Annotated in this window: 24 protein-coding genes and 1 pseudogene; 7 read left to right on the top strand and 18 right to left on the bottom strand. The window is 37.7% G+C overall.

What is annotated here, in order from left to right:
- Nucleotides 1-101: 101 nt before the first annotated feature.
- The 4 genes from ACVR1I_RS07720 (at nucleotide 102) to ilvD (ending at nucleotide 4,317) form a co-directional block, all read left to right on the top strand.
- Nucleotides 102-1,157: a glycosyltransferase gene (locus tag ACVR1I_RS07720; protein WP_447443444.1), complete on the top strand. Its 1,056-nt coding sequence runs from the start codon at nucleotides 102-104 to the stop codon at nucleotides 1,155-1,157.
- Nucleotides 1,141-2,067, top strand: a complete 927-nt coding sequence (locus tag ACVR1I_RS07715; RefSeq protein WP_447443443.1) for a phosphodiester glycosidase family protein — start codon at nucleotides 1,141-1,143, stop codon at nucleotides 2,065-2,067. The genes ACVR1I_RS07720 and ACVR1I_RS07715 overlap by 17 nt, the downstream gene beginning before the upstream one ends.
- Nucleotides 2,048-2,455 (top strand): hypothetical protein, encoded by a 408-nt coding sequence (locus ACVR1I_RS07710; RefSeq protein ID WP_447443442.1) that lies wholly within the window; start codon nucleotides 2,048-2,050, stop codon nucleotides 2,453-2,455. The genes ACVR1I_RS07715 and ACVR1I_RS07710 overlap by 20 nt, the downstream gene beginning before the upstream one ends.
- A gap of 143 nt (nucleotides 2,456-2,598) precedes the next feature.
- Complete coding sequence (ilvD, locus tag ACVR1I_RS07705; protein WP_447443441.1) at nucleotides 2,599-4,317, top strand: dihydroxy-acid dehydratase; 1,719 nt, start codon at nucleotides 2,599-2,601, stop codon at nucleotides 4,315-4,317.
- Nucleotides 4,318-4,375: 58 nt separating this feature from the next.
- Here ilvD and ACVR1I_RS07700 read toward each other — a convergent pair whose 3' ends face one another.
- Both ACVR1I_RS07700 and ACVR1I_RS07695 read right to left on the bottom strand, forming a co-directional pair.
- A complete protein-coding gene (locus ACVR1I_RS07700; protein WP_447443440.1) occupies nucleotides 4,376-4,717 on the bottom strand; it encodes a metal-sulfur cluster assembly factor in 342 nt (113 codons plus the stop codon).
- Nucleotides 4,718-4,839: 122 nt separating this feature from the next.
- On the bottom strand, nucleotides 4,840-4,959 hold the full coding sequence (locus tag ACVR1I_RS07695; RefSeq protein WP_447443439.1) for a putative metal homeostasis protein: 120 nt from the start codon (nucleotides 4,957-4,959) through the stop codon (nucleotides 4,840-4,842).
- Between the two features lie 132 nt (nucleotides 4,960-5,091).
- On the opposite strand from ACVR1I_RS07695, the gene ACVR1I_RS07690 reads away from it, so the two are divergent.
- Nucleotides 5,092-5,820, top strand: a complete 729-nt coding sequence (locus ACVR1I_RS07690; protein ID WP_447443438.1) for a DUF554 domain-containing protein — start codon at nucleotides 5,092-5,094, stop codon at nucleotides 5,818-5,820.
- A gap of 24 nt (nucleotides 5,821-5,844) precedes the next feature.
- On the opposite strand, the gene ACVR1I_RS07685 is transcribed toward ACVR1I_RS07690, so the two are convergent.
- From ACVR1I_RS07685 to ACVR1I_RS07670, 4 genes are all read right to left on the bottom strand, one after another.
- Nucleotides 5,845-6,894: a glycerate kinase family protein gene (locus tag ACVR1I_RS07685; RefSeq protein ID WP_447443437.1), complete on the bottom strand. Its 1,050-nt coding sequence runs from the start codon at nucleotides 6,892-6,894 to the stop codon at nucleotides 5,845-5,847.
- A 226-nt stretch (nucleotides 6,895-7,120) separates the two neighbouring features.
- A complete protein-coding gene (locus tag ACVR1I_RS07680; protein WP_447443436.1) occupies nucleotides 7,121-8,875 on the bottom strand; it encodes an ABC transporter ATP-binding protein in 1,755 nt (584 codons plus the stop codon).
- Entirely contained in the window at nucleotides 8,847-10,583 is a 1,737-nt protein-coding gene (locus ACVR1I_RS07675; RefSeq protein ID WP_447443435.1) for an ABC transporter ATP-binding protein, read from the bottom strand. The genes ACVR1I_RS07680 and ACVR1I_RS07675 overlap by 29 nt, the downstream gene beginning before the upstream one ends.
- A gap of 70 nt (nucleotides 10,584-10,653) precedes the next feature.
- Nucleotides 10,654-11,241 (bottom strand): TetR/AcrR family transcriptional regulator, encoded by a 588-nt coding sequence (locus ACVR1I_RS07670; RefSeq protein ID WP_447443434.1) that lies wholly within the window; start codon nucleotides 11,239-11,241, stop codon nucleotides 10,654-10,656.
- A gap of 708 nt (nucleotides 11,242-11,949) precedes the next feature.
- On the opposite strand from ACVR1I_RS07670, the pseudogene ACVR1I_RS07665 reads away from it, so the two are divergent.
- Nucleotides 11,950-12,316, top strand: a pseudogene (locus ACVR1I_RS07665) (type II toxin-antitoxin system RelE/ParE family toxin).
- The gene (relB, locus tag ACVR1I_RS07660) at nucleotides 12,303-12,578 is read left to right on the top strand and encodes a type II toxin-antitoxin system RelB family anti-toxin (protein ID WP_447443433.1); all 276 of its coding nucleotides are present in this window, start codon (nucleotides 12,303-12,305) and stop codon (nucleotides 12,576-12,578) included. Before ACVR1I_RS07665 ends, relB begins: the two are co-directional and overlap by 14 nt.
- 63 nt (nucleotides 12,579-12,641) lie before the next feature.
- On the opposite strand, the gene ACVR1I_RS07655 is transcribed toward relB, so the two are convergent.
- From ACVR1I_RS07655 to ACVR1I_RS07600, 12 genes are all read right to left on the bottom strand, one after another.
- Nucleotides 12,642-13,097 carry a hypothetical protein gene (locus ACVR1I_RS07655; protein ID WP_447443432.1) on the bottom strand — a complete coding sequence of 152 codons (456 nt, stop codon included), beginning with the start codon at nucleotides 13,095-13,097 and terminating at the stop codon, nucleotides 12,642-12,644.
- A 534-nt stretch (nucleotides 13,098-13,631) separates the two neighbouring features.
- Nucleotides 13,632-14,189, bottom strand: coding sequence for a hypothetical protein (locus tag ACVR1I_RS07650; protein ID WP_447443431.1), 558 nt, complete (start codon nucleotides 14,187-14,189; stop codon nucleotides 13,632-13,634).
- Between the two features lie 2 nt (nucleotides 14,190-14,191).
- Entirely contained in the window at nucleotides 14,192-15,424 is a 1,233-nt protein-coding gene (locus ACVR1I_RS07645) for an AAA family ATPase (protein WP_447443430.1), read from the bottom strand.
- Nucleotides 15,425-16,629: 1,205 nt separating this feature from the next.
- Entirely contained in the window at nucleotides 16,630-17,010 is a 381-nt protein-coding gene (locus ACVR1I_RS07640) for a YxiG family protein (protein ID WP_447443429.1), read from the bottom strand.
- Between the two features lie 9 nt (nucleotides 17,011-17,019).
- Nucleotides 17,020-17,310: a hypothetical protein gene (locus ACVR1I_RS07635; RefSeq protein WP_447443428.1), complete on the bottom strand. Its 291-nt coding sequence runs from the start codon at nucleotides 17,308-17,310 to the stop codon at nucleotides 17,020-17,022.
- A 197-nt stretch (nucleotides 17,311-17,507) separates the two neighbouring features.
- Nucleotides 17,508-17,990 carry a hypothetical protein gene (locus ACVR1I_RS07630; RefSeq protein WP_447443427.1) on the bottom strand — a complete coding sequence of 161 codons (483 nt, stop codon included), beginning with the start codon at nucleotides 17,988-17,990 and terminating at the stop codon, nucleotides 17,508-17,510.
- Nucleotides 17,991-18,002: 12 nt separating this feature from the next.
- The gene (locus tag ACVR1I_RS07625; RefSeq protein ID WP_447443426.1) at nucleotides 18,003-19,802 is read right to left on the bottom strand and encodes an RHS repeat-associated core domain-containing protein; all 1,800 of its coding nucleotides are present in this window, start codon (nucleotides 19,800-19,802) and stop codon (nucleotides 18,003-18,005) included.
- Between the two features lie 317 nt (nucleotides 19,803-20,119).
- Nucleotides 20,120-20,824, bottom strand: a complete 705-nt coding sequence (locus tag ACVR1I_RS07620) for a TipC family immunity protein (RefSeq protein WP_447443425.1) — start codon at nucleotides 20,822-20,824, stop codon at nucleotides 20,120-20,122.
- Between the two features lie 13 nt (nucleotides 20,825-20,837).
- Entirely contained in the window at nucleotides 20,838-21,173 is a 336-nt protein-coding gene (locus ACVR1I_RS07615) for a hypothetical protein (protein WP_447443424.1), read from the bottom strand.
- 168 nt (nucleotides 21,174-21,341) lie between these two features.
- Entirely contained in the window at nucleotides 21,342-21,947 is a 606-nt protein-coding gene (locus ACVR1I_RS07610) for an immunity 26/phosphotriesterase HocA family protein (RefSeq protein WP_447443423.1), read from the bottom strand.
- Nucleotides 21,948-21,956: 9 nt separating this feature from the next.
- Entirely contained in the window at nucleotides 21,957-22,961 is a 1,005-nt protein-coding gene (locus ACVR1I_RS07605) for a hypothetical protein (protein ID WP_447443422.1), read from the bottom strand.
- A gap of 164 nt (nucleotides 22,962-23,125) precedes the next feature.
- Entirely contained in the window at nucleotides 23,126-23,488 is a 363-nt protein-coding gene (locus tag ACVR1I_RS07600) for a hypothetical protein (RefSeq protein WP_447443421.1), read from the bottom strand.
- Between the last annotated feature and the right edge of the window lie 12 nt (nucleotides 23,489-23,500).

Raw genomic sequence — 23,500 nt, 5'->3', positions numbered from 1 at the left:
TAAAGAAAACTAAAGTTGAGAAAAGCTGTTAGCAATTTTCAGTTTTCTTTTAGGGAAGACCTGTAAAGTCTTAGTATCATCAAAAAGAAAGAGGTAGCCCTATGTATTATCTTGTTATCCCTGCCTATGAGCCCGACAACAAACTGTTGGCCCTATTAGAGGACGTTTATAAACACCTAGACTGCCATGTGCTCATCATCAATGACGGAAGCTCGCACCAAGCAAAAGCTATCTTTGAGCAAGCAGAGAGATACGGAACCATTATCCATCACAAACGAAATCTTGGGAAAGGGCAAGCTCTAAGAACAGCCTTTCAGTATATTCACGATCGAAACCAAGATACAGTTATTGTCACTGCAGATGCAGACGGGCAACATGCCGTAGCAGATATTGATCGGGTCGCTCAGGCGGCCAAACACCTACCTAACCAGCTCATCCTTGGTGTCCGTCAATTTTCAAACGACATTCCTCTTCGCAGCCAAGTTGGCAATAAGCTGACCCGTCTCCTCTTCAAATTGCAGACTGGAGTTGCTGTGAGTGATACGCAAACTGGTCTTCGTGCCTTTCAATCATCCATGATTCCTTTCATGCTGGGTATTTCTGGAAATCGCTATGAATACGAGATGAATATGTTGACCAGCGCTAGCCAACGTTACACTATCACCGAAATTCCCATTCAAACGATTTATATTGATGACAATGAAAGCTCTCATTTTCGTCCCATACGCGATAGTCTACTAATCTATAAAAACTTGTTTCAATTTGCCCTGTCATCCTTTAGTGGTTTTTTAATCGACTACTTGGTCTATGCGGTCACGCTCCTAACACTCGCTGGAGCACCTACTATCGTCCGTCTTTTCTTGGCCAATAGCCTGTCGCGCGTGACCAGTTCCGTCTGCAATTACAATCTAAATAAGTTGTTGGTCTTTAAAAACAAAGACAGCAATAGTATCACCGGTCCAGCTTATTTTGCCCTTGTAGTGGCACTCTTTATCTGTGACACCACTCTTCTATATGTCTTTCATAAAATGCTCGGCCTTAACTTATACTGGGTTAAAATTGCAGTCGGCATTCTCCTATTCTTTGTTTCTTGGTTTGTCCAAAAACAATTTATCTTCAAGGAAAGGAAAACATTGTCCCATGAAATTTCTTTATAAACCCTATCTTTATGCCAGTACCTTTGGACTGCTGTTAACAGGTGGCTTTACCTATTCGATGTTAAAAACCTTTGTCTTATCTGAAGCCATTACCACTGTTGTAGCTACTACTAGCTCAAGCGAAGTTACCCAAGCGGAATTGACTGCTGCATCCACTGCAACAACCAGTGAAAATTCTTATAGCGATGAAAATATCCAGGTCAATCTTGAGACGATTACTACTAACAATACAACGGTCTATGTGGCAGACATCCAGGTTTCTTCTGCTGAATACTTGAAAACTGCCTTGGCTCAAAATACCTACGGCACCAACGTTACTGCCAAAACATCGGAAACTGCTGCTGCCAACAATGCTATTTTAGCTGTCAATGGCGACTACTACGGGGCCAATTCAACAGGATACGTGATTAAAAACGGTGTCCTCTACCGCGATACGGTCCGTGATGATGCTGAAAACGGGGATTTGGCCATCTATGCAGATGGAAGTTTTGAAGTCATTTACGAAAATGAAGTCTCTGCTCAAGAGTTGGTCGATGCCGGTGTTGTGAATCTTTTGGCCTTTGGACCAACCTTAGTAGAAAATGGAGAAATCGTAGTAGATACTAACACGGAGGTCGGACAAGCCATGTCATCCAATCCTCGTTCAGCTATCGGAATCATTGAAGAAGAGGACGGTTCCCTTCATTATATTATCGTAGTATCAGACGGTCGAACGGATGAAAGCGAAGGCCTAACCCTTTATCAATTAGCAGAAGTCCTCCAATCTTACGGTGCAACAACTGCTTACAATTTAGATGGTGGCGGATCTTCTACCCTTTATTTCAACGGTCAAATTATCAATAAACCGACCACAAACGGTCGAAACATTTCAGAAAGGGCGGTGAGCGATATTGTCTACATCGGTTACTAAAAAAAATGCAACACGTCTGGTCAAAACAGTGACTTTTTATATCTGCATGACCATCTTCTTATTTCTCTTTTCTCGTATTTATGAAACCCTAAGCTACGGAGAAGTATCCTTCTTTATGCATTATCTCTTTGTCGTCCCCCTTATTGGAGGAGGTCTTCTCTACCTCGGACTTTTGCTCCTACCTAATCTATCACGAGCAACATTTAACCTATGGAATTCAGGAGTTGCTATCATCACTACTGGCTTTCTCTTTAGGGGTATTGTGAATTTATCTGGACGCTCGACGACTTTAGACACTCCATACTGGTATGTAGGCGGATGCTTTTTGATACTGACTTGTGTGAGCTTGTTTCTTTCAAAAACCAATCCTGTTCCCAAAAAAGCTTAAATAGGTTTCCCTCAATCTTTGATTGGGGGGAATTTTTATGCAGAATCTTCAGAAATTACTAATTATTTAATCATCTCAGCACCAAATCCTGAAATTTATGCTATAATAATGAAACAAGTTTCCGAAAGAAAGGAAGAATCTATATGTCAGATAAAGAGAATTTAAAAAACCTACGCCATCGTTCTGCTATCTATGATAGTATGGTCAAATCTCCCAACCGGGCTATGCTTCGTGCAACGGGGATGACCGATGATAGCTTTGAAAAACCAATTGTTGGGGTTATCTCAACTTGGGCGGAAAATACGCCTTGTAATATGCACCTTCATGATTTCGGAAAAATCGTAAAAGAAGGGGTAAAAGACGCCGGTGCTTGGCCAGTTCAGTACGGTACTATTACGGTAGCTGATGGTATCGCTATGGGAACACCAGGTATGCGTTTCTCTCTTACCTCTCGTGATATTATCGCTGATTCGATTGAAGCAGCAATGGGTGGCCACAATGTGGATGCCTTTGTGGCTATTGGTGGTTGTGACAAGAACATGCCTGGCTCTATGATGGCTATTGCCAATATGGACATTCCTGCCATCTTTGCCTATGGTGGTACCATTGCTCCAGGAAATTTGAACGGTAAAAACATCGACCTGGTTTCTGTTTTTGAGGGAATCGGTAAATGGAACAACGGTGATTTAACCGAAGAAGAAGTCCGCGAAATCGAGTGCAACGCTTGTCCCGGACCTGGTGGTTGTGGCGGTATGTACACAGCTAATACCATGGCTACTGCAATCGAAGTCTTAGGTATGAGTTTGCCTGGATCTTCTTCTCACCCTGCTGAATCGCCTGAAAAACGGGCTGACATCGAAGAAGCTGGTCGTGCCGTTGTCCGTATGTTGGAGATGGGCATCAAACCATCTGATATCCTAACAAGAGAAGCCTTTGAGGATGCCATTACTGTGACCATGGCACTTGGTGGTTCAACCAATGCAACCCTTCACCTCTTGGCCATCGCCCATGCAGCCAACGTTGACTTGACCCTGGAAGACTTCAATGATTTCCAAGAAAAAGTTCCGCATTTGGCAGACCTAAAACCATCAGGACAGTATGTATTCCAAGACTTGTTTGAAGTTGGTGGCGTTCCTGCAGTCATGAAATACCTCTTGGCCAATGGTTTCCTTCACGGAGACCGCATCACTTGTACCGGTAAAACAATCGCTGAAAACTTGGCTGATTTTGCCGATTTGACACCAGGCCAACAAGTCATCATGCCACTGGAAAATCCAAAACGAGCTGACGGCCCATTGATTATCCTGAAAGGGAATTTGGCTCCGGATGGAGCTGTTGCGAAAGTTTCTGGCGTGAAAGTCCGCAACCACACTGGACCAGCTAAGGTCTTTGACTCAGAAGAAGAAGCTATCGAAGCTGTCTTGACAGACGAAATTGTGGATGGTGATGTGGTTGTCGTTCGATTTGTCGGACCAAAAGGTGGCCCTGGTATGCCGGAAATGCTCTCCCTATCGTCTATGATTGTCGGAAAAGGACAGGGTGATAAGGTAGCTCTTCTAACAGATGGGCGTTTCTCTGGTGGGACCTACGGCTTAGTTGTCGGACACATTGCTCCTGAGGCTCAAGACGGTGGACCAATCGCCTATCTCCATACAGGAGACATGGTGACCGTTGACCAAGATACCAAAGAAATTACCATGCACGTTTCAGACGAAGAGATTGAGCGCCGCAAGGCCAGCACCACCCTTCCACCACTCTACTCTCGTGGTGTACTGGGTAAATATGCCCATACAGTTTCTTCTGCTTCAACCGGAGCTGTCACAGACTTCTGGAACATGGACCGAAGCGGTAAAAAGAAATAACGCAAAAAGCTTGGACAAAAAGTCCAAGCTCTTTTTATGCTGTAAAATTGACCAGCCATTAACGCGGGCTAATGCCTAATGTGATACGGCCAATACGGCTGATGCGGGTCATTTTCCAGACAGGTGACCAAACCACTTCAACCTTGGCATCTTCAATCCCCTCAATTTTTTTCAGGGCGTCCACTAAATCAATGGGCAAGGTTTCTGCACACCCACAGCCCATGTCTGTAAAGGTCATGATTACCGTGCAAAGACCAGCCTCATCTAGATGAATTTCATAAATTAGCCCTAGGTTGTAAACATCTAATTCAATTTCTGGGTCGTAGATGGATTCTAGGGTCTGAACCAATTCCGTCTCTAAGGCCACAGCCCGTTCATTGATCACAATATCTTCTCTCATGCTGTCCCTCTCAAAAATAGTTTTCTTATTTTCTCATATTTTTGATTCATTTTCAAGCATGAAAAGAGTTTTTTTCAGAAAATTCGGACATGATTTCAAAAAAAATAAAAAGCCGAAGCTTCTTATTTTGCCTTATTTTGTCGTTTGTGTGCGTGAATAACTGCCAAAGCCCGTTTACGTGTTTTAATGTTAGGGCTTTTTAACTTACGGTAAGCACTGGACAAATCTAATCTTTCTGCCATGGTTATCTCCTTTTTTTTATTGATCTAGTGTCTAGTGTACCACTATTTAATTAACTGGTCAAGTATTTTTGGATTTTGGACTTTTTTTATTTCATGATACAATAGAATGAACAACAATTAGGAGAAACGCTTATGCCAATCGGTGTCCTTATCAATTCTATCTCTATTCTTTTGGGCGGTATCGCAGGGGCTTTCCTAGGCAACAAGGTGACTGACGAATGGAAGAGTCAACTAAATCTCATTTTCGCTGTTTGCTCCATGGGAATGGGGGTTGTTTCCATTCAGTTCATGCAGGCTATGCCAGCAGTCATCTTTGCCTTGATAGTAGGAAGCCTGATCGGTTTTGCCCTGCATTTGGGCCAACACATCAACAAACTGGGATTGATGATGCAGGAGCTTCTTTCCAATTTTTTTCCCAGACAAAAAAACAGCCTTTCAGAACAAGAATTTTCATCTAGTTTTCTAATCGTCATTGTTCTTTTTTGTGCGAGTGGGACTGGTATTTATGGCAGTCTTGATGCCGGTATGACAGGGGATTCTTCCATTCTCCTCTCCAAATCCATCCTCGATTTCTTCACCGCCTTGCTCTTTGCTTGTAACTTGGGAACCATTGTTTCCCTCGTCGCCATTCCTCAATTTATTATTTTTACAATCCTCTTTTATATGGCACGTTTTATTCTTCCTCTGACCAGCCCAGAGATGATTGCTGATTTCAAGGCCTGCGGTGGCTTCATTATGTTGGCAACTGGATTTCGCATGGCCAAACTCAAGGATTTCCCTATTGCAGACATGATTCCAACCATGATCTTGGTCATGCCCTTTTCCTGGATTTGGAACCAATGGATTACTCCCTTATTCTAAACAAAAAGAGCCAAAGGCTCTTTTTTACTGTCTCCAAATAAGACTGCGCACGAATTGACGAACTACAAAGCGAAGATTAGCCAGTGTCCGATCCGTTTCCATGGCTTCTTTCAAGGAAGCAGGCCCTGTCTGTATGGAAAAGAGCGCTTGAAAATGATTGGCCAACTCCTCACTCATCGTATCCAGACTCCCACAAAACGCAAATACCGGAATCTGGTACTTCTTGGCCAGACGAGCTACTCCGATTGGGACCTTTCCTTTCAAACTTTGCCCATCCATACGGCCCTCGCCTGTCAAGACCAGATCCGCCTCACGAATCGCTTTTTCAAGACCAATCTCTTGGGCTATAACGGAAAAACCGGATTTCAATTGGCCACCCAATATCACTAAAGCCCCGCCCAGACCGCCTGCTGCCCCAGTACCAGAAATGGCCTGTAAGTTAATGCCTTTTTCGCACTTTATCTCTTTCACAAAAGCTAGGGCTTTCTGATCCATCTGAGACACTTGCTGACTGGTCGCACCCTTTTGTGGCCCAAAAATCGCCGCATAACCATTCGGTCCAGCATATGGATTTTCAACATCCGTTAAGCCGACCAATGTCACTTTTTCTAATTCTTGCTTGGCTCTTGTATCCAAATTCTCTAGCAAACCGAACCCACCATCTGATGTCCCTGTCCCCCCTAAGGTGACCACGATGGTCTGACAAGAACGTGAAAGGGCATCCTGAATCACTGGAGCTAAACCAGCGCTGCTGGCCTTTTCTACCGTATCAGGAGAGGGTTCAATCCGATCAATCCCAAGAACCTGGGCCACCTCAATGTAGGCCGTCTGATCCGCTAAAAAATAAGTCGCTTCCATCGGACGATCCAATAAATCAACCGTCTCAACCTGTACAAACTCACCATCTAAGGCTTGACTGAGGGCGTCCAAAGTACCTTCTCCACCGTCTGCAATGGCAAAGCAGTCCACAATTGCACTCGGATAAGCCTCTAAGACTCCCAACTTGGCCGCCTGATTGAGCTCGCAAGAAGAAGCCGAACCCTTAAAAGAATCAATGGCAACAACAACTTTCATAAGCGCCTCCTTTTCTCAGTCTTTCTATCACTAGTATAGCAGAAAATTTGAAAAATCAGCCACTAACCTTGAATGAACCCCTCTCCTTCAATACTCCTAATCAAAATATTTCAGGTGAAAAAATCCGCGCTGGCCATAGCGGTTTGCTAGCTCTTGTATTTCTCTCAATGACTTTTATACCAAAACTAATTTACATTTCTAAACATTCGTATAAAAAGGCTTTGACCTAATGCAGCAATTCGATCCCCCAATCTTCAGATTTTTTTCTGTTTTCAAAAAAGTTTTTGTATGTTCCCGTTTTTTCTACCAGATCTTGGTGGGTCCCTACTTGTTCCATCTTGCCATCATTTAAAACAATGATATAATCTGCATTTTTAATCGTTGATAACTTATGAGCAATGACAATCGTCGTTTTATTTTTTAATAATTGCTTTAATGCTAACAATAATTCTTTCTCGTTTTCTGGATCAACACTAGAAGTTGCTTCGTCCAATATCACAAATTTACTTGGTTTTAACATAGCTCTTGCAATAGATAGACGTTGCCGTTCTCCACCAGAAATATTTGAACCTCCCTCTAGCAATACTGTATCGTAGCCGTTTGGTAATGCCATGATAAAATCGTGGCACTGTGCTTTTTTAGCAATCTCTATCATCTCTTCATCAGTAGCAGATGGTTTTCCAAATTTTATATTATTACGAACAGTATCGTCAAAAAGATAGACATCTTGAAAAACAAAACTAAAATTTGATAGCAAAGCATCACATTGATATTCCTGAATGTTCTGATTGCCTATTTTGATTTCTCCTGTATTAACATCCCAAAAACGCGCTATTAAATGACACAACGTTGTTTTTCCGCTTCCTGAAAATCCAACCACTGCCGTTGTTGTTCCTGATGGAATTTCTAGATTGATATTTTCTAAGACATTGATTTTATCATAAGAAAATGAAACATTGACTAGAGAAATTTTTTCTTCTTCTATTTGTGTGATGTCCCCTTGTTCCATCATTGGTAATGTTCTTAATTGCATGGTTTGATTTAAATTCTGAACAGCTACTCCTCTAATACTTTGCATACTTCCTGCCAATTCAAACCCAGAAAACACAACAAAACTACTGACAATTAATAAAATAGATTTCGTCCCATCTATATCTCCTGAAACATATCTCATAATCGAACTAATTATAATCGCACAAATTCCCATTTTAAACACCAATAAAAAACAAAACTGTGTTGGAACTAATGCTTTTTCGACCGCTAGAAAACCATCTCGCATTTTTGAAATACAGTGATTCAACTCTTTTGCAGTCTCCTTTTCTTTAGAAAATGATTTGGTAATCCCAATACCTTTTACATATTCCAGCGTTTTTGTATTCAAATCTAATTTTAAATCCAACAATGTTTCTGTCAATTGATCCGTCTTTCGCTGGGTAAATAAACTGACTAGCATACCACTTCCCAATGTTATTAGGACAATAATGGCAGTTACTATATCATAAGGCAAAACAAAAATCACCATGATGAATGTTTGAATTGCTCCAACAAGAATCTGTTCAATCATCATTACTCCCACTGTCTCAAGTTCCCCTATAACCGTGGTCAGCCCTCCTGCAAGCTTTCCTAGCGATTCCTCGCCGAAATATCCCATATTGATGTGCTTCAGACGATCTCCAATATACAACCTATTTTCAGCTCCCAAAGAATAAGAAGCCATATATTTATTTTTATCCGCTAGATAACCAAAGAAAACTTTGCCAACTGTACTCATGAGGGCAATCAAAAATACAAGGTAGATGTCTCTCATAACAATCTCATGTCCATTAAAAATACTCTGACACACTTTCATGAGGCAAAACAAGACTGCGCTAAGAGAAAATCCCTCAAAAACTGCTTTAAGTACATCAAACAAGAGCATTTTCTTTATCTGACCAGCATAAGAACCCGCAACCTCAAATAATGTCTTGATTAACTCTTTCATGTCCTATCACCTCAATTTCCTTAGATTCCGTATAAACATCCCACATTTTTTTGTATCTTCCATTTAATGCAAGTAACTCTTTATGATTACCGCGCTCGACTAGTTCACCCTTATCTAGAACAAGAATCTGATCTGCATGAACAATCGTAGAAAGACGATGGGCAATCATAATAACTGTTTTGTGTTGAATGAGCTGATGAATAGATTCTTGAATAACAGCCTCATTATCTGGGTCTGCATAAGCTGTTGCCTCATCCAACAATACAATCGGACTGTTTTTTAAGAAGCTTCTAGCAATCGAAATACGCTGTTTTTCTCCACCCGAAAGATTCGCACCACCTTCTCCTACAATCGTATCGTATCCGTTAGGAAGACTCAGAATAACATCATGACAACTGGCTTTTTGACAAGCTGAATAAATCTCTTCCAAACTAGCATTCTCCTTAGACAAACGTAAATTTTCTAGAATCGATTTATTAAAAAGAAAATTTTCTTGGGATACGTAAGTGACAAGTTCCATATTCTGCTTCAAGGGCATGTCATTTATATTTTTCTCTCCTATCATAATCGCCCCATCACTCACATTCCAAAAGCCAGCAAGCAACTTAGCAATCGTAGATTTTCCACTACCTGAATGCCCTACAATTGCCGTTAACGTATGCTCCTTTGCTTTAAAAGAAATTCCACTTAATACTTCAGTTGAGCCATCGTACGAAAATCCAACATTGTGAAAAGTTACATCGTAAGTGTCAATAATTTGTCTCTTTACCCCTCTTTGCAAATCAGGAATCTGCATTACTTTCTCGATATCTTCAAGTACCACCTTAATATTAGCCATTGTATCCAAATGACTCATTGCTTTAATCAGCGGTTTATAAGATGCATAGGATAGTAAAACACACATGACTAAAATCTCAACACTTAGACTACCTTTCATAAAGAAGTATAAAGATGTCGGTAAAACAAATACCATTGTCGCAGGAAGAATTTCCATAGTAGCGGTCATTGAAAAACAAACACTCAAATACCAATCTAGCATCGCTTTACAATTTTCAGTTACAGTCTCCTTAAATTTTCCAAACGATGATGCAGTCTGGTTAAAAGCCTTCATGACCTTAATACCATTAACATATTCCACCATGGTAGTATTCATCGCTCTAGAAGCCGCTTGATATCTTTTGGATTTTTCTTCATAGCCATTCATCATGAATACTGAGAATAGCAATCCAAATGGAATTGTCAACAGATTGGCTAATCCAATTCTCCAATCTAGTATAAAAATAATAATAAGCAATACAATCGGAATAAAGAGATTCGCAATGACTTCTGGAATCACATGTGCAATTGGTTTTTCTATTTTATCAAGTGTTTCCACCATGAATTGGGCCCACTGTCCACTACTCCTCTTTTCTATTTCTCCCATTGATATACGGCTTAATTTATCAGTAATTAATTTTCTCTTGTCTTCAATGATACGGTAGGCCATTTCATGCGACAAGATCGTAGATAAACCATGAAACAATAAACTTCCAACTAAACTGAAAGCTATGATTAACAGATAGGAGGCATAATCAGCGATTTGGACATTTTTTTCAATAATCTGTGCCACAATCCGAGACATATAAACATATGGTAACACTCCTAAACCAACTCCAAGAATAGCACATAAAACGGAAAGGGCTATCTTTTCTATGTAATTTCTTATCATTTTTCTTTTCTCCTTTCTTTGACGTTAAATATCATTTTTAGTCATTTGATGCAGTCTCTGCTTTTTCAGATTAGTATTTGTCTTGTTGAAGCAATAAAATAAACAACTGTTCCAAAACAGTACGATTGGCAAAAAAGTTTTCACGTGCCCCAAGAATATTAGCAGCAAAAACTAATCCATTTAATACATCTGTAATCAAATCGTAGGAGCGTTCAATCATACTACAAGACACCCCATCCATACGCTCTTTTAAATCATCTAATGAAACCTGCTTTAATTCCTCTAAAATACTATTTAATTCCGGATTTCGTTTTTGTTCTATTAAAAATTCAACATACAAAGGCATATAAGGATTATCATCCAATACCTTGTCAACCATCTGTTTGACAAAAAATTCTATTTCTTCACCTTTTTGGTACTCTCCAAGATGATCAACAATGATAGAATTCCGATAACAAACACCTGCTAACATTATATCTTTGAAAATATCAAGTGTATTTTTATAATAATGATAGACCCCCCCTTTTGACATGGACGTTCCATCAATAATATCCTCCATTGTTGTATTGGAGAAACCCTTTTCTATAATTCGTTTTGCAGCAGATTCCATAATTTCTTGCTTTCTTTCTGCTGCACTTAATCTTTTACTAGCACACATAGCTCATCTTCCTCCCTATGTCATAACAGACTTTGATCCGTCTTTTTTTATCAGGTAATACCGAATAAACGAAATACCACTATCGACGATACCGTCGATAGTGGTATTGTATCTCTTTTTTGTTGGATTTGCAACTATTTTTTAAAAATATTTTATTTTCTAGTTAACTATTTATTCACAATAAAACTATTATTCAAAACAATCTATTCCAAATACTAACAATGACTCCCTACAAACTAAAAAATAAGCAACATCTGACTATTCCTTTAAAGTTTAATTTCCAAACTGTAAAGGAATAATCTTGTAATCAATGAAATCATCAAAAAACATCCCCTTGGTGTGAACCATGAAGTACTTTGAAACGTTGACACATCGCTGATCTTAACGTTTTGAGACAAGAAGACTGCGTTTCCTCTGCAACCATATTCGTAAGAGACTAAGGTCACAACGACTATGTCAATTGCGACACAATGTAGTCAACCAATAAACAAGAACACCCTTTCGAGTGTTCCAAGTAAATGAAATAATTCTTTCGAATTAACGTTTTCACAAGTTTTCAAAACTCATTGTTTCATCAAGTTTCAACCAATTTCATCTTAATGATGTGAATTCCACTCTAAAAATTACTGAATTGAGCTAATCTATACCGAAAAGTTCACACCATTGAGAATTGCACAAATGAACAATATATGCTGTCATGAAGGTACAATGAACCACCCACAATTTGAATTTTACACTCGTCCAAATGGACGGACTGAATTTCTTGAATGTTTACAAAGCTTGCCAACAACAGACAAGCAGAAGCTCCTAGCGACTATCAGCACAATTCAAGAACAGTGTTTACTGGTCGCTCAACGCATGGAATGGGTTTAAGAAGCTAGACAGTGACATCTTTGAAATCCGCTCTAAGGTATCGAGCAATATTCAACGTGCCCTTTATTTTCACGTCGTTGATGATCGTTTTATCATCACGCATGGATTTACTAAGAAAACACAGAAGACACCTACTGCTGAAATCAAACACGCTAAAACATTGAAAAAAGAATTTGAGGAGAACAACAATGGCAACCATTAAATTTGATCATTTTTTGCAAGAAGAGTTGAAAAACGATAACTTCAAAGCTGACTTTCTGGCTGAAAAAGCTATCCTAGAGAGCGCCCTCGCTGTCTACAATGCTCGCCAAAAAGCTGGACTCAGTCAACGGGAACTTGCTGAACTTTCCCATGACCCACAATCTACTATCGCACGCATTGAGCGTGGTAACAATACAAGTATCGAAACTATGAGTAAAATCGCCTTTGCTCTTAATCAAGAATTGACTATCAGTATTGGATAAGCTGATTTCCCCATGGTATAAAAACAGCACTCCTAATTTGATTTCAGGGGCGCTATTTGTTTTTTAATGATTTTTCTGACGACCTGCCACAACTGTTTTAGTCGCTTCAATCCGTTTGTCTGTGTACTGAACTACATCCTTAATGACTAATTTTGAAATAGCTCTAGTATAATCACTCATGAAATCAAAGGCAATTTCATCGTTAACTACTGGCAACAAAATCGTCTTGTCTTTAACAACATTCCAACCGCCCAACTTCATCTTATAAGAATATATCGGTAGGTCAGTTACTTTGTTGATAGCTCTGACTATAAAAAGATACTGATAATTAGATAATTCCCTATCTTCGTCAATCCATTGAATAGCATAAGCATCTGACAAAACAGTAAACTCTCGTGATTGGAAGTAGGCTCTATAAACATCGCTATTTGATGGGATAGAAATGACATTTTTCAAGATGGTTGCCCCAGCTCTTGGTACATAGTAGTTAAGACCTTGATTTCTAAAACTAGAAGTCAAACATGGAAGTTCATAACTATCTGTTTTTTCAGTTGGTAAATCCTTTGCCTTGTAAGGTAGCTTCTTGGTACTGATACGGTTGAAGAGACTGCCAATCGTAATCTAAAAAAAGACACCCAAGAGATAACTCTTGAATGTCTTGAAACGTTGATATATCGCGGTAATTAACGTTTTGAGGCAGGCTCTGATAAGCTCTGCAGCCGCATCTGTATGCGCCTAAAGCCGCAACAGCTGCGTCAATTGTGCCGTCAATTTAGACACAAAAACACTCCCCAAATCTGAGGAGTGTTTGAGATAGACGATAATCTGACCAGCAGATTAACGTTTACTAAATTGACTCGCTTTACGAGCTTTCTTAAGACCTGGTTTTTCGTCAGCACTATATTATGTACATAAATAAGCTTTAAATTAGCTTTCTTAGTGCTTAAAGTTCTAATTTTATCAACTTATACAGAAATATTTAAACCCAGACGGTATCAACAAAAAGGTATCAAAAAATCAGTTTTCGGAGCTTATAAAATAAAGAAATATTAACTATTGCTTAAATTCATCTTTTAATAAATCATAAAGTGTTCGGAAATGCTTTGGAATTGATGATTGTTTAATCCTATGTACTTCTTTTATAGCATCTAGAAGTTTATTAACATCAGAAAAGTATTCTTTTACAAATTTAAATGACTTCACGTTATTAATTTTTAATTCTTGCATACAATAATCACTAGGCTTTGAATGGTGTGAATTAGAAAATTTTTCAAATCTATTTTCACTAACAATTATTAGTAACTCTATTTCTGGAGGTGTGATTACATTTATAACTTCAATCTTTTCTTCAAAGATTTTTCTATATCTAGTACTTCCAAAATTAAAATTTTCATTTTTTGAATCTATTATCCTGAACAAGTCAATCTTAGAACCATAATTTTTACCCATGTATGTATCACAAAATTTTTTTGCACCTCGAATTCTTATTGGACCATTACCTATCAGATATTCATCATTTTCAATAACAATACAATTATTCTCCAATAATATTTCAACAATTGCTTCCTCAGCAGCTCCTTCGCAAATTATTGCACTATAATTTTTTTTCATATTTAAGACCTACTTTTTAAAAATCTTTCTTTAATAGTATATCTTAATGAATTTTCCGACGAATAATCTGGAGTAGAATTATCAATCATTCCTTTAATAAATATATCACTTTTACTTATATCATTTCTCTTAATAATATTTGAAAATTTTTCAATAGTTATTTGTCTCTTTTTGCTTACAACATAGATCGAATCATTTCTCGGAATTATATCCAATAGTTCCGAATAATGAGTAGAATAAATCAGAACAGCTCCATATGGATTCATTTTTCTATCCAAAAAAAGATTAATAAAAGTAGAAACAATTTCTCTATTAAAATGGTTTTCTAATTCATCAACTATTATTACACCACCTGATCGTAATGTAAAAAATGCATCCATGAATAATCCAATCCCTTTAACTGTACCCGACGAAAGGATGTTGTGTAGCTCAGAAATGGAATCTAGCTCAATTGGATTATTCTGATCTACAAATTTAAGACTAACTTTAACAGTTTTATTTTCTTCATTTTTTATGAATTCTATTTTCTCTATACTTGGATCTAAATAGGTAATTAATTCATGTGGTATATTACCAAAACCACTTAGAATATTAAAATTTGTATAACTTAAAGTATCTTTATAATATAATTTTTCAATCTGGTTTAAATTAAAGAAAATATTCATTATACTTACATCAGAACTCAACCCTAGATGTTTTTTTGCATTATCATTTCTGGTTATTTTGTTCACTTCTTTTATAGATGTAAAATCAAATATTTCTTTTTTTGAGCGTACTGATTTTGCCTTTTTTGTTGAAAAAGTTTCATCTTCAAAAAAGTATTTAAATTCACCTTCATCTTCATCAAAACTTCTAGAAATGATTGACTCTAACATATTAATTGTTTGATCACCATCAGTTTCATCATAAAAGAATATTGTGAATTTTACTTTTTTGCCAGTCTCTATATGTAAAATATTATCGGCTCCAGAAGATCGAAAAATCATTCTAGGGCGATAGTTTATAGATTTAGCCTGAATAATATTAAGTGCAACTACTAATACATTTAATAATTGAGTTTTTCCAGAAGCATTTAAACCCGTAAAAGTAAGAGTTCTATTAGCATAGAAGTTTTTAAATAAATGGATTAATTCATGTTTCTCATCTGTGCTAACTCGTGCTTCTGAGAAAAAATCAATTTCAATTTTTTCATCAAATAAGGGAATATTTTCAAATATTATTCTTAATAATTTCATTTTATTGCTCCTTCATCGTTTTTATATATCTATTTTATCTTAATTTATCAAACAATACAACAGATAAATACGAGAATTTGTATTTATTTGTTGATTTCGTTTTTTAACTAACTAACGTAAATAGTTTTAGGAGCTAAATCGGTTCGTTTTCTCCTCAGTACTCTATCATTTACATAAATAAGCTTTAAATTAGCTTTCTTAGTACTTAAAATTCTAATTTTATTAACTTATACAGAAATATTTAAATCAAGACGGTACCAAAAAAATCAGTTTTCGAAGCTTATAAAATTAAGAAATTGAATTACTGTCGATTAAGCTTTTTTTATGGAGTTGAAACTATTAGGAACTTGTATCATATATTGCGCAATCTAACTAATAAAACAAAAAGACCTTAAACGGTCTTTTCAATTTCTAATTCCCGGATTTTACTGCTCAAGGCAGAAGGCAGTCCGGACACCCGACAAAGTAAAACTATGCCCTTCTTGACTCCTGTTTCCATTCGCCCATCTAGGAGGCCGATATCACCACCGACCATATCGCTGAGGTGACCCTCAAGATTATTATATCTTATCCTCTAAAATTGCTACTAGGGCTAACTAGTCTTTTTTCTTTCTCATCTCTTACTTTGTTAAAAATATCAACTAAACTCTACTTTAATTTACGATCTATTTTTTATTTACTGTTTATTTCACAAAGTTATTTTTACGATTTTTTGTATGATATATACCATTTCCGCTTACTATTAACTTTATTTTTACCAATTTTATAGTTGCATGATGAAATGTTTTTATCAAAGCTTCCTGTTCCCTCCTTCTAATCGCTCTAGTGCATCAATCATACTAACTATAGTATGCCACCTTTTTTAAAAAATAAAAAACAGCTGCAAACGAAACTGATTTTACAATATACAACACTGCTTCAGTATAAAATCTATAGATTACCATTTTGGATTTTATGTCAATAGTTAAAAAGCTCTTGAAGAAATCTTCAAGAGCTTTTTATAGATTCACGACATATCATCGAAGATGCCATACCAGATGGTGCCCACCGTCTGTGGCAGGGTAGTAATCCTATGTCAGTTCATTATGTATTAAATTTAAAATTATCAGCTATGCCTGAAATAATTTTATTTTATCATATAAATATGAAGCCATCTAGAAAATTTTTTCTAGATGACTTCTTCTATGAAAATATAATCTGTTTAATTACAATTTAAACTCAATTCCATCTATTTCTACAATACGTGTTTCCAAAAATAATACCTGATTCCATATTTCCATAATCACGTTAACTTTGGAATTGTTTTGAGCATTGCCTTGGAATATAAGTGGAGACTCTTCATCCAATAGTTCAATGGCAGTCAATTCTAAATACTCCATATCAGTAAAAACATACTTAAAGTCATCTACATCATTTAAAAAATAAGCAGTGGAAATATTTTTAAAGTTTAGAGTGTGAAAACTCTCATTTCCTCCATCAAGTAATCTTAATTGCATGTTTAGAGTATTCCTGAATAAGTCCATATTGTATCCTAAAATAGTAGACCCCCATAAATGATTTAAATTTTCCTCTAAGTTGTGAACCATACTTCCTCCTTATGGTTTTATATATTGATTGATAATCTGTTTTATCTCATTTACTGAGCTAGGTGAAATATTAATATGAGTGCTTCCTCTATCACTCGAGAACGCCCCTGTTATATCGACTGAACCTTTATTCCCTATTGAAACTCGATAATACGGAGAAGTTCTTCCACCACTCCCTTCTCCCATAAAACGTACAGTAATTTTTTGGTTTCCTTTATAAGGTATAGTTACTGTATACCCTTTTCCAGTCCGTGCTTGAGAAACACTACCTCCATACAATTTTCCAATTTCATCAGCCATACTACTTTATGTTGGTAGAAATAGTCAGTTGTCATTTTCCCATAGATGGCTTTGGAAGCATGTGGATTATGGACGATCGGCAGGCGTTGCTCTATTGGAGCCCCTGATGGGAAGATAGGATAACTCTTAGAAGGGGATTTTCGTCTACCTTTCCGATTAAAAAATAGTATTTAAAATTTTCTATTTTTTGATGTGAACTAATTTCCCTGTTTATTTCTTAAATATAAGTCTACTAATTCTTTCTTAGCTGGATATATCTCTCTCCTTGAGTATTCCCATTCTCCATTTTTTCTGCGGGCTAAACATTCTATACAAACTTCATATAGATTCCGCTGTTTTTGATCTGTATATAGTCTTAAATTGGTTTGGTTACAACTAGGGCATTCTTCATTTGTCATAAAAGTAATCATATCCCAGATGAGCATAGCAACCTCTTTAAAACATTCTTCATCAGTCAGTTCATTATGTATTAAATAATCTATGACCAATATATAATCTTGATCTGATGTATCGAAAATATATTCTTTTACATCAAGATGATACAACATATCTAAAGCAGTTTCAGTGATATATTTCTTTGATAAACGATGATTTTCTTTCAAAAAAGCAATTAATCTACTGACCAAAGTTTCATCATTTCCATTAAATGTTTTTAATATTTGTACTAAAGATTCTGGCATAATTGCTCCTTTCTAAGGGATAGGATAAACTGTAATTAAATTTCCTAACTTATCTGTATGGATTATTATTTTACTTGTAGGCAATCCTCCAACATTAGACAAACTTCTCTTAATAGTACCAATTTTGTAACCAACATCAATTGTTCTAGTATAGCTACCTGAATACGGATTATATGAGACAGGCGATTTTATAACAAACTGTTGCTGTAGTATTTGCTTTAATTCTGCCTGAGAAATAGTAAATTGCCCAGCGTTTTTTGTCGGATTAAAGTGCCGTGCAATAACATGATTAAAACCAGCATTTTTGCTAGGACTGACTCTTGAAGCCGCACCACCAATAGCCATCGCTACTGGGACACCCAGACCTCCAGTTGCTACGGTGAGAGCAATACCAACACCAATGGCACCTGCGGTTACTGCAACTTTCTTCCAGTCAATCTTCTTGGCAGCTTTGACAATCTGCTTACCAACACGTTTCGCTGTCGTACATACATGCTTCAAGGTCTTAGCTAATGCTGAACCCCAGTTGCGTAGAAGGTTCTTACCTTCTCGACCCTTAGGAGCGTCTTTCAAACCTGTTGCCTGAGTAAACTCATCCCGAACAGCTTGCTGGCGCTGAGCTTGGATTTGAGCCTGTACTTGCTGATACTTAGCTTGGGCATAATCACTTGCACTTTGATAGGCTTGCTGGCCAGCATGGTAGATATTATTCCACTGCTGACCAACCCAATTTGTCACACGGTTTACTTGAGTACCCACCCAGTTAACAACTCCTTTAGCTGTGTTAACAACTGTGTTGACGATATTTCGACCGATATTGTATGCTTTCTTAGCACCATTAACGACTGCCCTTGCAGTATTATTCGCTACTCGCTTGACGGTATTCCAAGTTTTTGTTGTAGCTTTCTTCACTCCGTTCCAAGCTCTACTTGCTGCTTTCTTAATGCTCTTCCAGATATGCCCGCTTGGGTCGGTGTAGTTAACTGGGTTGTTGTGGACATAGCTGTACTGGTTCTGGCTGAGTGGTTCTTCTGATGTTCCTGGGTAGCTATCCTCGGTGAGGAAGGTGCCAGCACTGCTATCATAGTAACGAGCCCGCAGGTAGTCCAATCCTGTGATATCACGAGCTTCACCATTGTAGGCGAATGGGTTACCTGTGGTGTCTGTGGTTTCAGCTGTTGAACCATATAAGCTATAGCTACTTGAAGCAACAGAGTTGCCATCTTGCGTCAAACCTATCACAGAGCCTGCTTGGTCGGTCAGGTAGTGATAATGCTTATCGGCCGCATTGTCCAGATAAGACACTCTATCATCGCCATAAGTATAGGTTTCCTTAGCCTCGAGCTCACGGTCATAGGTCTGAAGGACCTCAGTGTGCTCTCTGTTGACATCATTGACATAGTTGCGTTCTTCATAGTAGTGGAAGCTGTCTTCCCGTGTGGTGTAAGGGATGAGGACATCTTTGACTTGACTGGCGTAGGTCACTTCCCCTTCTCCTGGAAGATTGCCCAGGCTTGGTGGGTTGACCACTAATCCTTCATCATTGGCTCTATCCTTGGCTACCTTCTTGTGGTAAGCAGTCGACACATCATCGAAGATGTCGTGCCAAATGGTACCTACCGTCTGTGGCAAGGCTGACAGGGATTGAAGGACATTCTGACTAAAGCCATACCAGAAGAGGCTATGCTCTTCTCCGCCTGGTGCGGTATATGGTGATTTCTTCTGTTTCTGGAAGAGCTGGTAAGTGTGCTTGCCTTCCTTGCGGCTGGCGGTAAACACTCGGTTGTCATCGCCATCATAGAGGGCTGCCATGAGAAGACCATCCTTGTCCTTGATTGCAAGGAGACGGTTCTCCGTGTCGTAGATGTAGTCTAACTTCTCGTCATTCTTTTTAGACGAAGTACGGTTGCCGTTCTTATCGTAGGTATAGGTCGTGGTGCCTTCCTTGTTTTCCAGCTTAGTCAGGCGGTTGTTGTCATCGTAGGTGAAGTCCCTTTGATTATATCATATTTTGGGAAATAGCAGAGCTTCCATATCAAACAAGAGAGGACATATTTCTATCCTCTCTTGCTTCTTCCTCCTTTTCTTTTAGTGATAATGTGCAATCGTCTATCAACTAGGTCTTCAAACTAGTCTTCAAAATTTAATGGGACAATTTCTACCTCACCAAGATTATCAAAAGAATAGCGTTGACTACCAGCTTCAAACCAGCGTTTGAGGACAATATTGTACAACATATAGTCTGCTTTTTTATGAAGCCACTCTTCATCAATTTCATAAGGTTTAAGATACTCTAAAACATTCTTTGTATCTGTCAGCTGTAGACTTGGAAGCCCCTTAGAAGAACTGAACCAGTAGGCTGTTTGCAAGACCGCTGATTTATTTGATTCACCGTCCTCTTTTTTATCAACATAGTAGCTTTGGAGAGCTTCTGATAAAGAGGTATCCGAATTAGAAATTTCTAATTCCTCTACTAACTTACCATTTTTATAGGTAAATGTAATATATAGAAAAATATTTTCTTCTAATTCTTTTCGAAATTCTAAGCCAAACGACTGATAGCGCCCAACCAGAACCGCAAGTCCTTCATCTTGTGATAAGTCTGTTTTTATTGGTAATGAAATGACTCTATAAGTATCTTTGTATCTGCGTTCAGACTGTAAAACATCACTTAAATTAGGCAATCTGAGAATATTGTATTCATAGTGAGTGGCAGCATGATTCATTTCTAAAAATACATTAGTTATTGAGCGGTAGGACCAAGCAAAATAAGTAAAATAAAAAGCAGCCATCAACATAACAATATAAACAATTTTTCTAAAAACCTTTATCATGAACAACTCCTTCCTACTTATATTCACCATTCCTACTTTGAAGATTAAGGATAAAGTTATAAGCTACAGGATTTTTCTTCTTCAAAGCGTTCATAGCCGCTCTATCTGTAGGTTCAGATATACCAACTTCATCATAGATTATTTTTTTGATGTTGGATAGCCCTCCAATAATAACGCGATAAATATCATTAACAGAGAAAAATACTCCAGCTATATAAGCTGATGTTTTCACAACCTTCTTCCAGTCAATCTTCTTAACATAGTTGGCAACTTGTTTCTTAACACGTTTAGCTGTTTTACACACATGCGTGTACATTTCCTTAAGGGCTTTACCCCAGTTACGGAACATGCTCTTAGCTTCTCGTGTCTTAGGTGTCGTCTTGATTCCTGTTGACTGGCTATACTCGTCTCGAATATGCTGCTGGCGGCGTTGCTCGGCTTGTGCTCTAGCTTGAGCCTGTTTTTGCTGAACATAGGCATGACTGCTACTTGGAGAGTGGTATCCTCCGCTATGTAATTACTTAGTTGTTAATAGTAATGTGGGATCCATAATTAATTCGCGATTAACTTCTGCTGCAACACCAGTAATAGTAGCAACAGCATAGAGACCTAACAATTGAGGTTCAACATCCAATAATTCTCCAGAAGAAGTGCAAAAGAAATCTCCCCTGGGATGAATTTTATAAAAACCGTAATCTAACAGTTTCTCCTCCTGAGTAATCGGAATATTACCAATAGTATAAAAATACCCTTTTTTCCAATAAGAGTCATCTACTATCATTGGGTTTCCAAGTACAGTCTGGTAATCAATATTATATTCTTCTAAATTTAACTCTTTAGTTGTCTGGCTAAAGAGAATAATAACATTCTTATGATTATAGAATTGACTTATCTTAGACTTTATATCAGCTTCTAAGACTCTACCAAAAAAGTAAATTCCTTGTACCGGAGCAAATACAAAGACATCCCCATTCATTGGTTTTGTATTACAACTGCCTATTACCTGAAGTTGATATTCATCCGCACTCTTATCCTCAAACTTATTTAATCTTTCTTGAATTTCTTTTGAGAGACTACTCACCTTTTTATCACGACGCTGTTTAAACAAATTAACATATATCATTTGATTACCCTACCTATTCTTTTGTGCCCAATTAACAGCATCATCATGATATTTATTTTTAGGACTAATACTATTAATTTTATTTAATTTATTAGAATTTCCAATTGGATTTTCTAATAAATTCTGTTCATAAGCTCTAGCTTGATTTCTAGTCACGCCTTCATAAATAGGTTCTAAGTAATCTATGTCTTTACCTGACCGAATATGTTGGCCTAATCGTGAATTTGAAGGTTGTTTTGTTATTCCTGTGTAAACAGGTTCACCATTTTTAATTCCTAAATATACTGTGTTATTAGCATCTCCTTTATTTAACCAATTATTGAAATCATTATTTTGATTTGTTGACGAACTACTCTTAGGAGCCTCAAGTCTTGATGCATTAGGATCTGGACCTGAAATTCGTTTTTGAGCTGTAGAAGTAGTCGATGTGATATCTTTAACTGGTCTCGTATGTATGTAACCAGGTTCAAGAATCTCACCATATACCTTATTTCCATTACCATCTACAGCTTCTACAGGAATTCTAGACTTATTAGGCTTACTAGTATGAACATCCGCTTTGGCAGATTTCTTACTTGAAACACTACCCGAGCCATTGGTAATGAGATTGAGACCATAGTCTGTTACGACATTCTTAAGAGAAATTGGATTCCCTGTCGCAAGGGAGATTCCCGTATCTATAGCTGTCTCAAAACCAGCTTCAACACCTGCACTAACGACATGACGAACGGTCTGGTTGGTAATGTTTTGGGTCACATTGGCTGCCACATTGGCACCAGCTCCAATAAATTGTCCACCTACAAAACCTGTAATAGCTCCTAGTCCAGCTCCTTTGGCAATAGAGCCAACCAAGCCCCAACCACGTTGCCCTGAGCTATAAGCATCATAGCCAGACATAATGGCTCCAGAAGCCGCACCACCAATCGCCATTGCGACTGGAGCACCTAGACCACCGGTGGCTAAGGTGAGGACAATACCAACACCAATGGAGGTTTCCTTGTGGACACATCTCAACCTTTAGTTTACTGCTGTTGATTCTACCTTAGAGCCTTTAGCTGATTAAGCTGAAATCCCTTCAGTCGCAATAGTAATTGCAATCAACCAGGCGGTAGCCACTACTACAATAGCTACCTTCTTCCAGTTAAATTATCTCTCCAACTTTTGATTGACAGTTAACCTCACCATAAGTCAACTCTCGGGGCAACAAACTGAATATATTCTCCATCTTTAATTTCTTCGGGTATTCCTTCAATATCATGAATCTGTATTTTACCTATTTGCACAGTACCTTCTTTTTTGTCAAGAAGACAAGCAATAAAGAAATATTTACCATTGCCTAAATGTTTGGCTACATATCTTGTTATATTGCTTCGTATTAAACTATAAGGCTCAAATACGGAAAGTGTTCCACTTACTTCTTCTCCTTTTCTCTGAAAAAAAGGATGTGAAAAACATACAATTTCATAAGTCCCATCTGTCACAACAACATCAGCTTCTCTAATTTCTTCATTTATCCAAGTGATTTCTTTTATAGTCAACATTTATCTATCCTC

It is taken from the genome of Streptococcus cameli, from assembly GCF_053207365.1.
The sequence above is the reverse complement of the archived record's forward strand: the minus strand, read 5'-3'. Positions and strand labels throughout refer to the sequence as shown.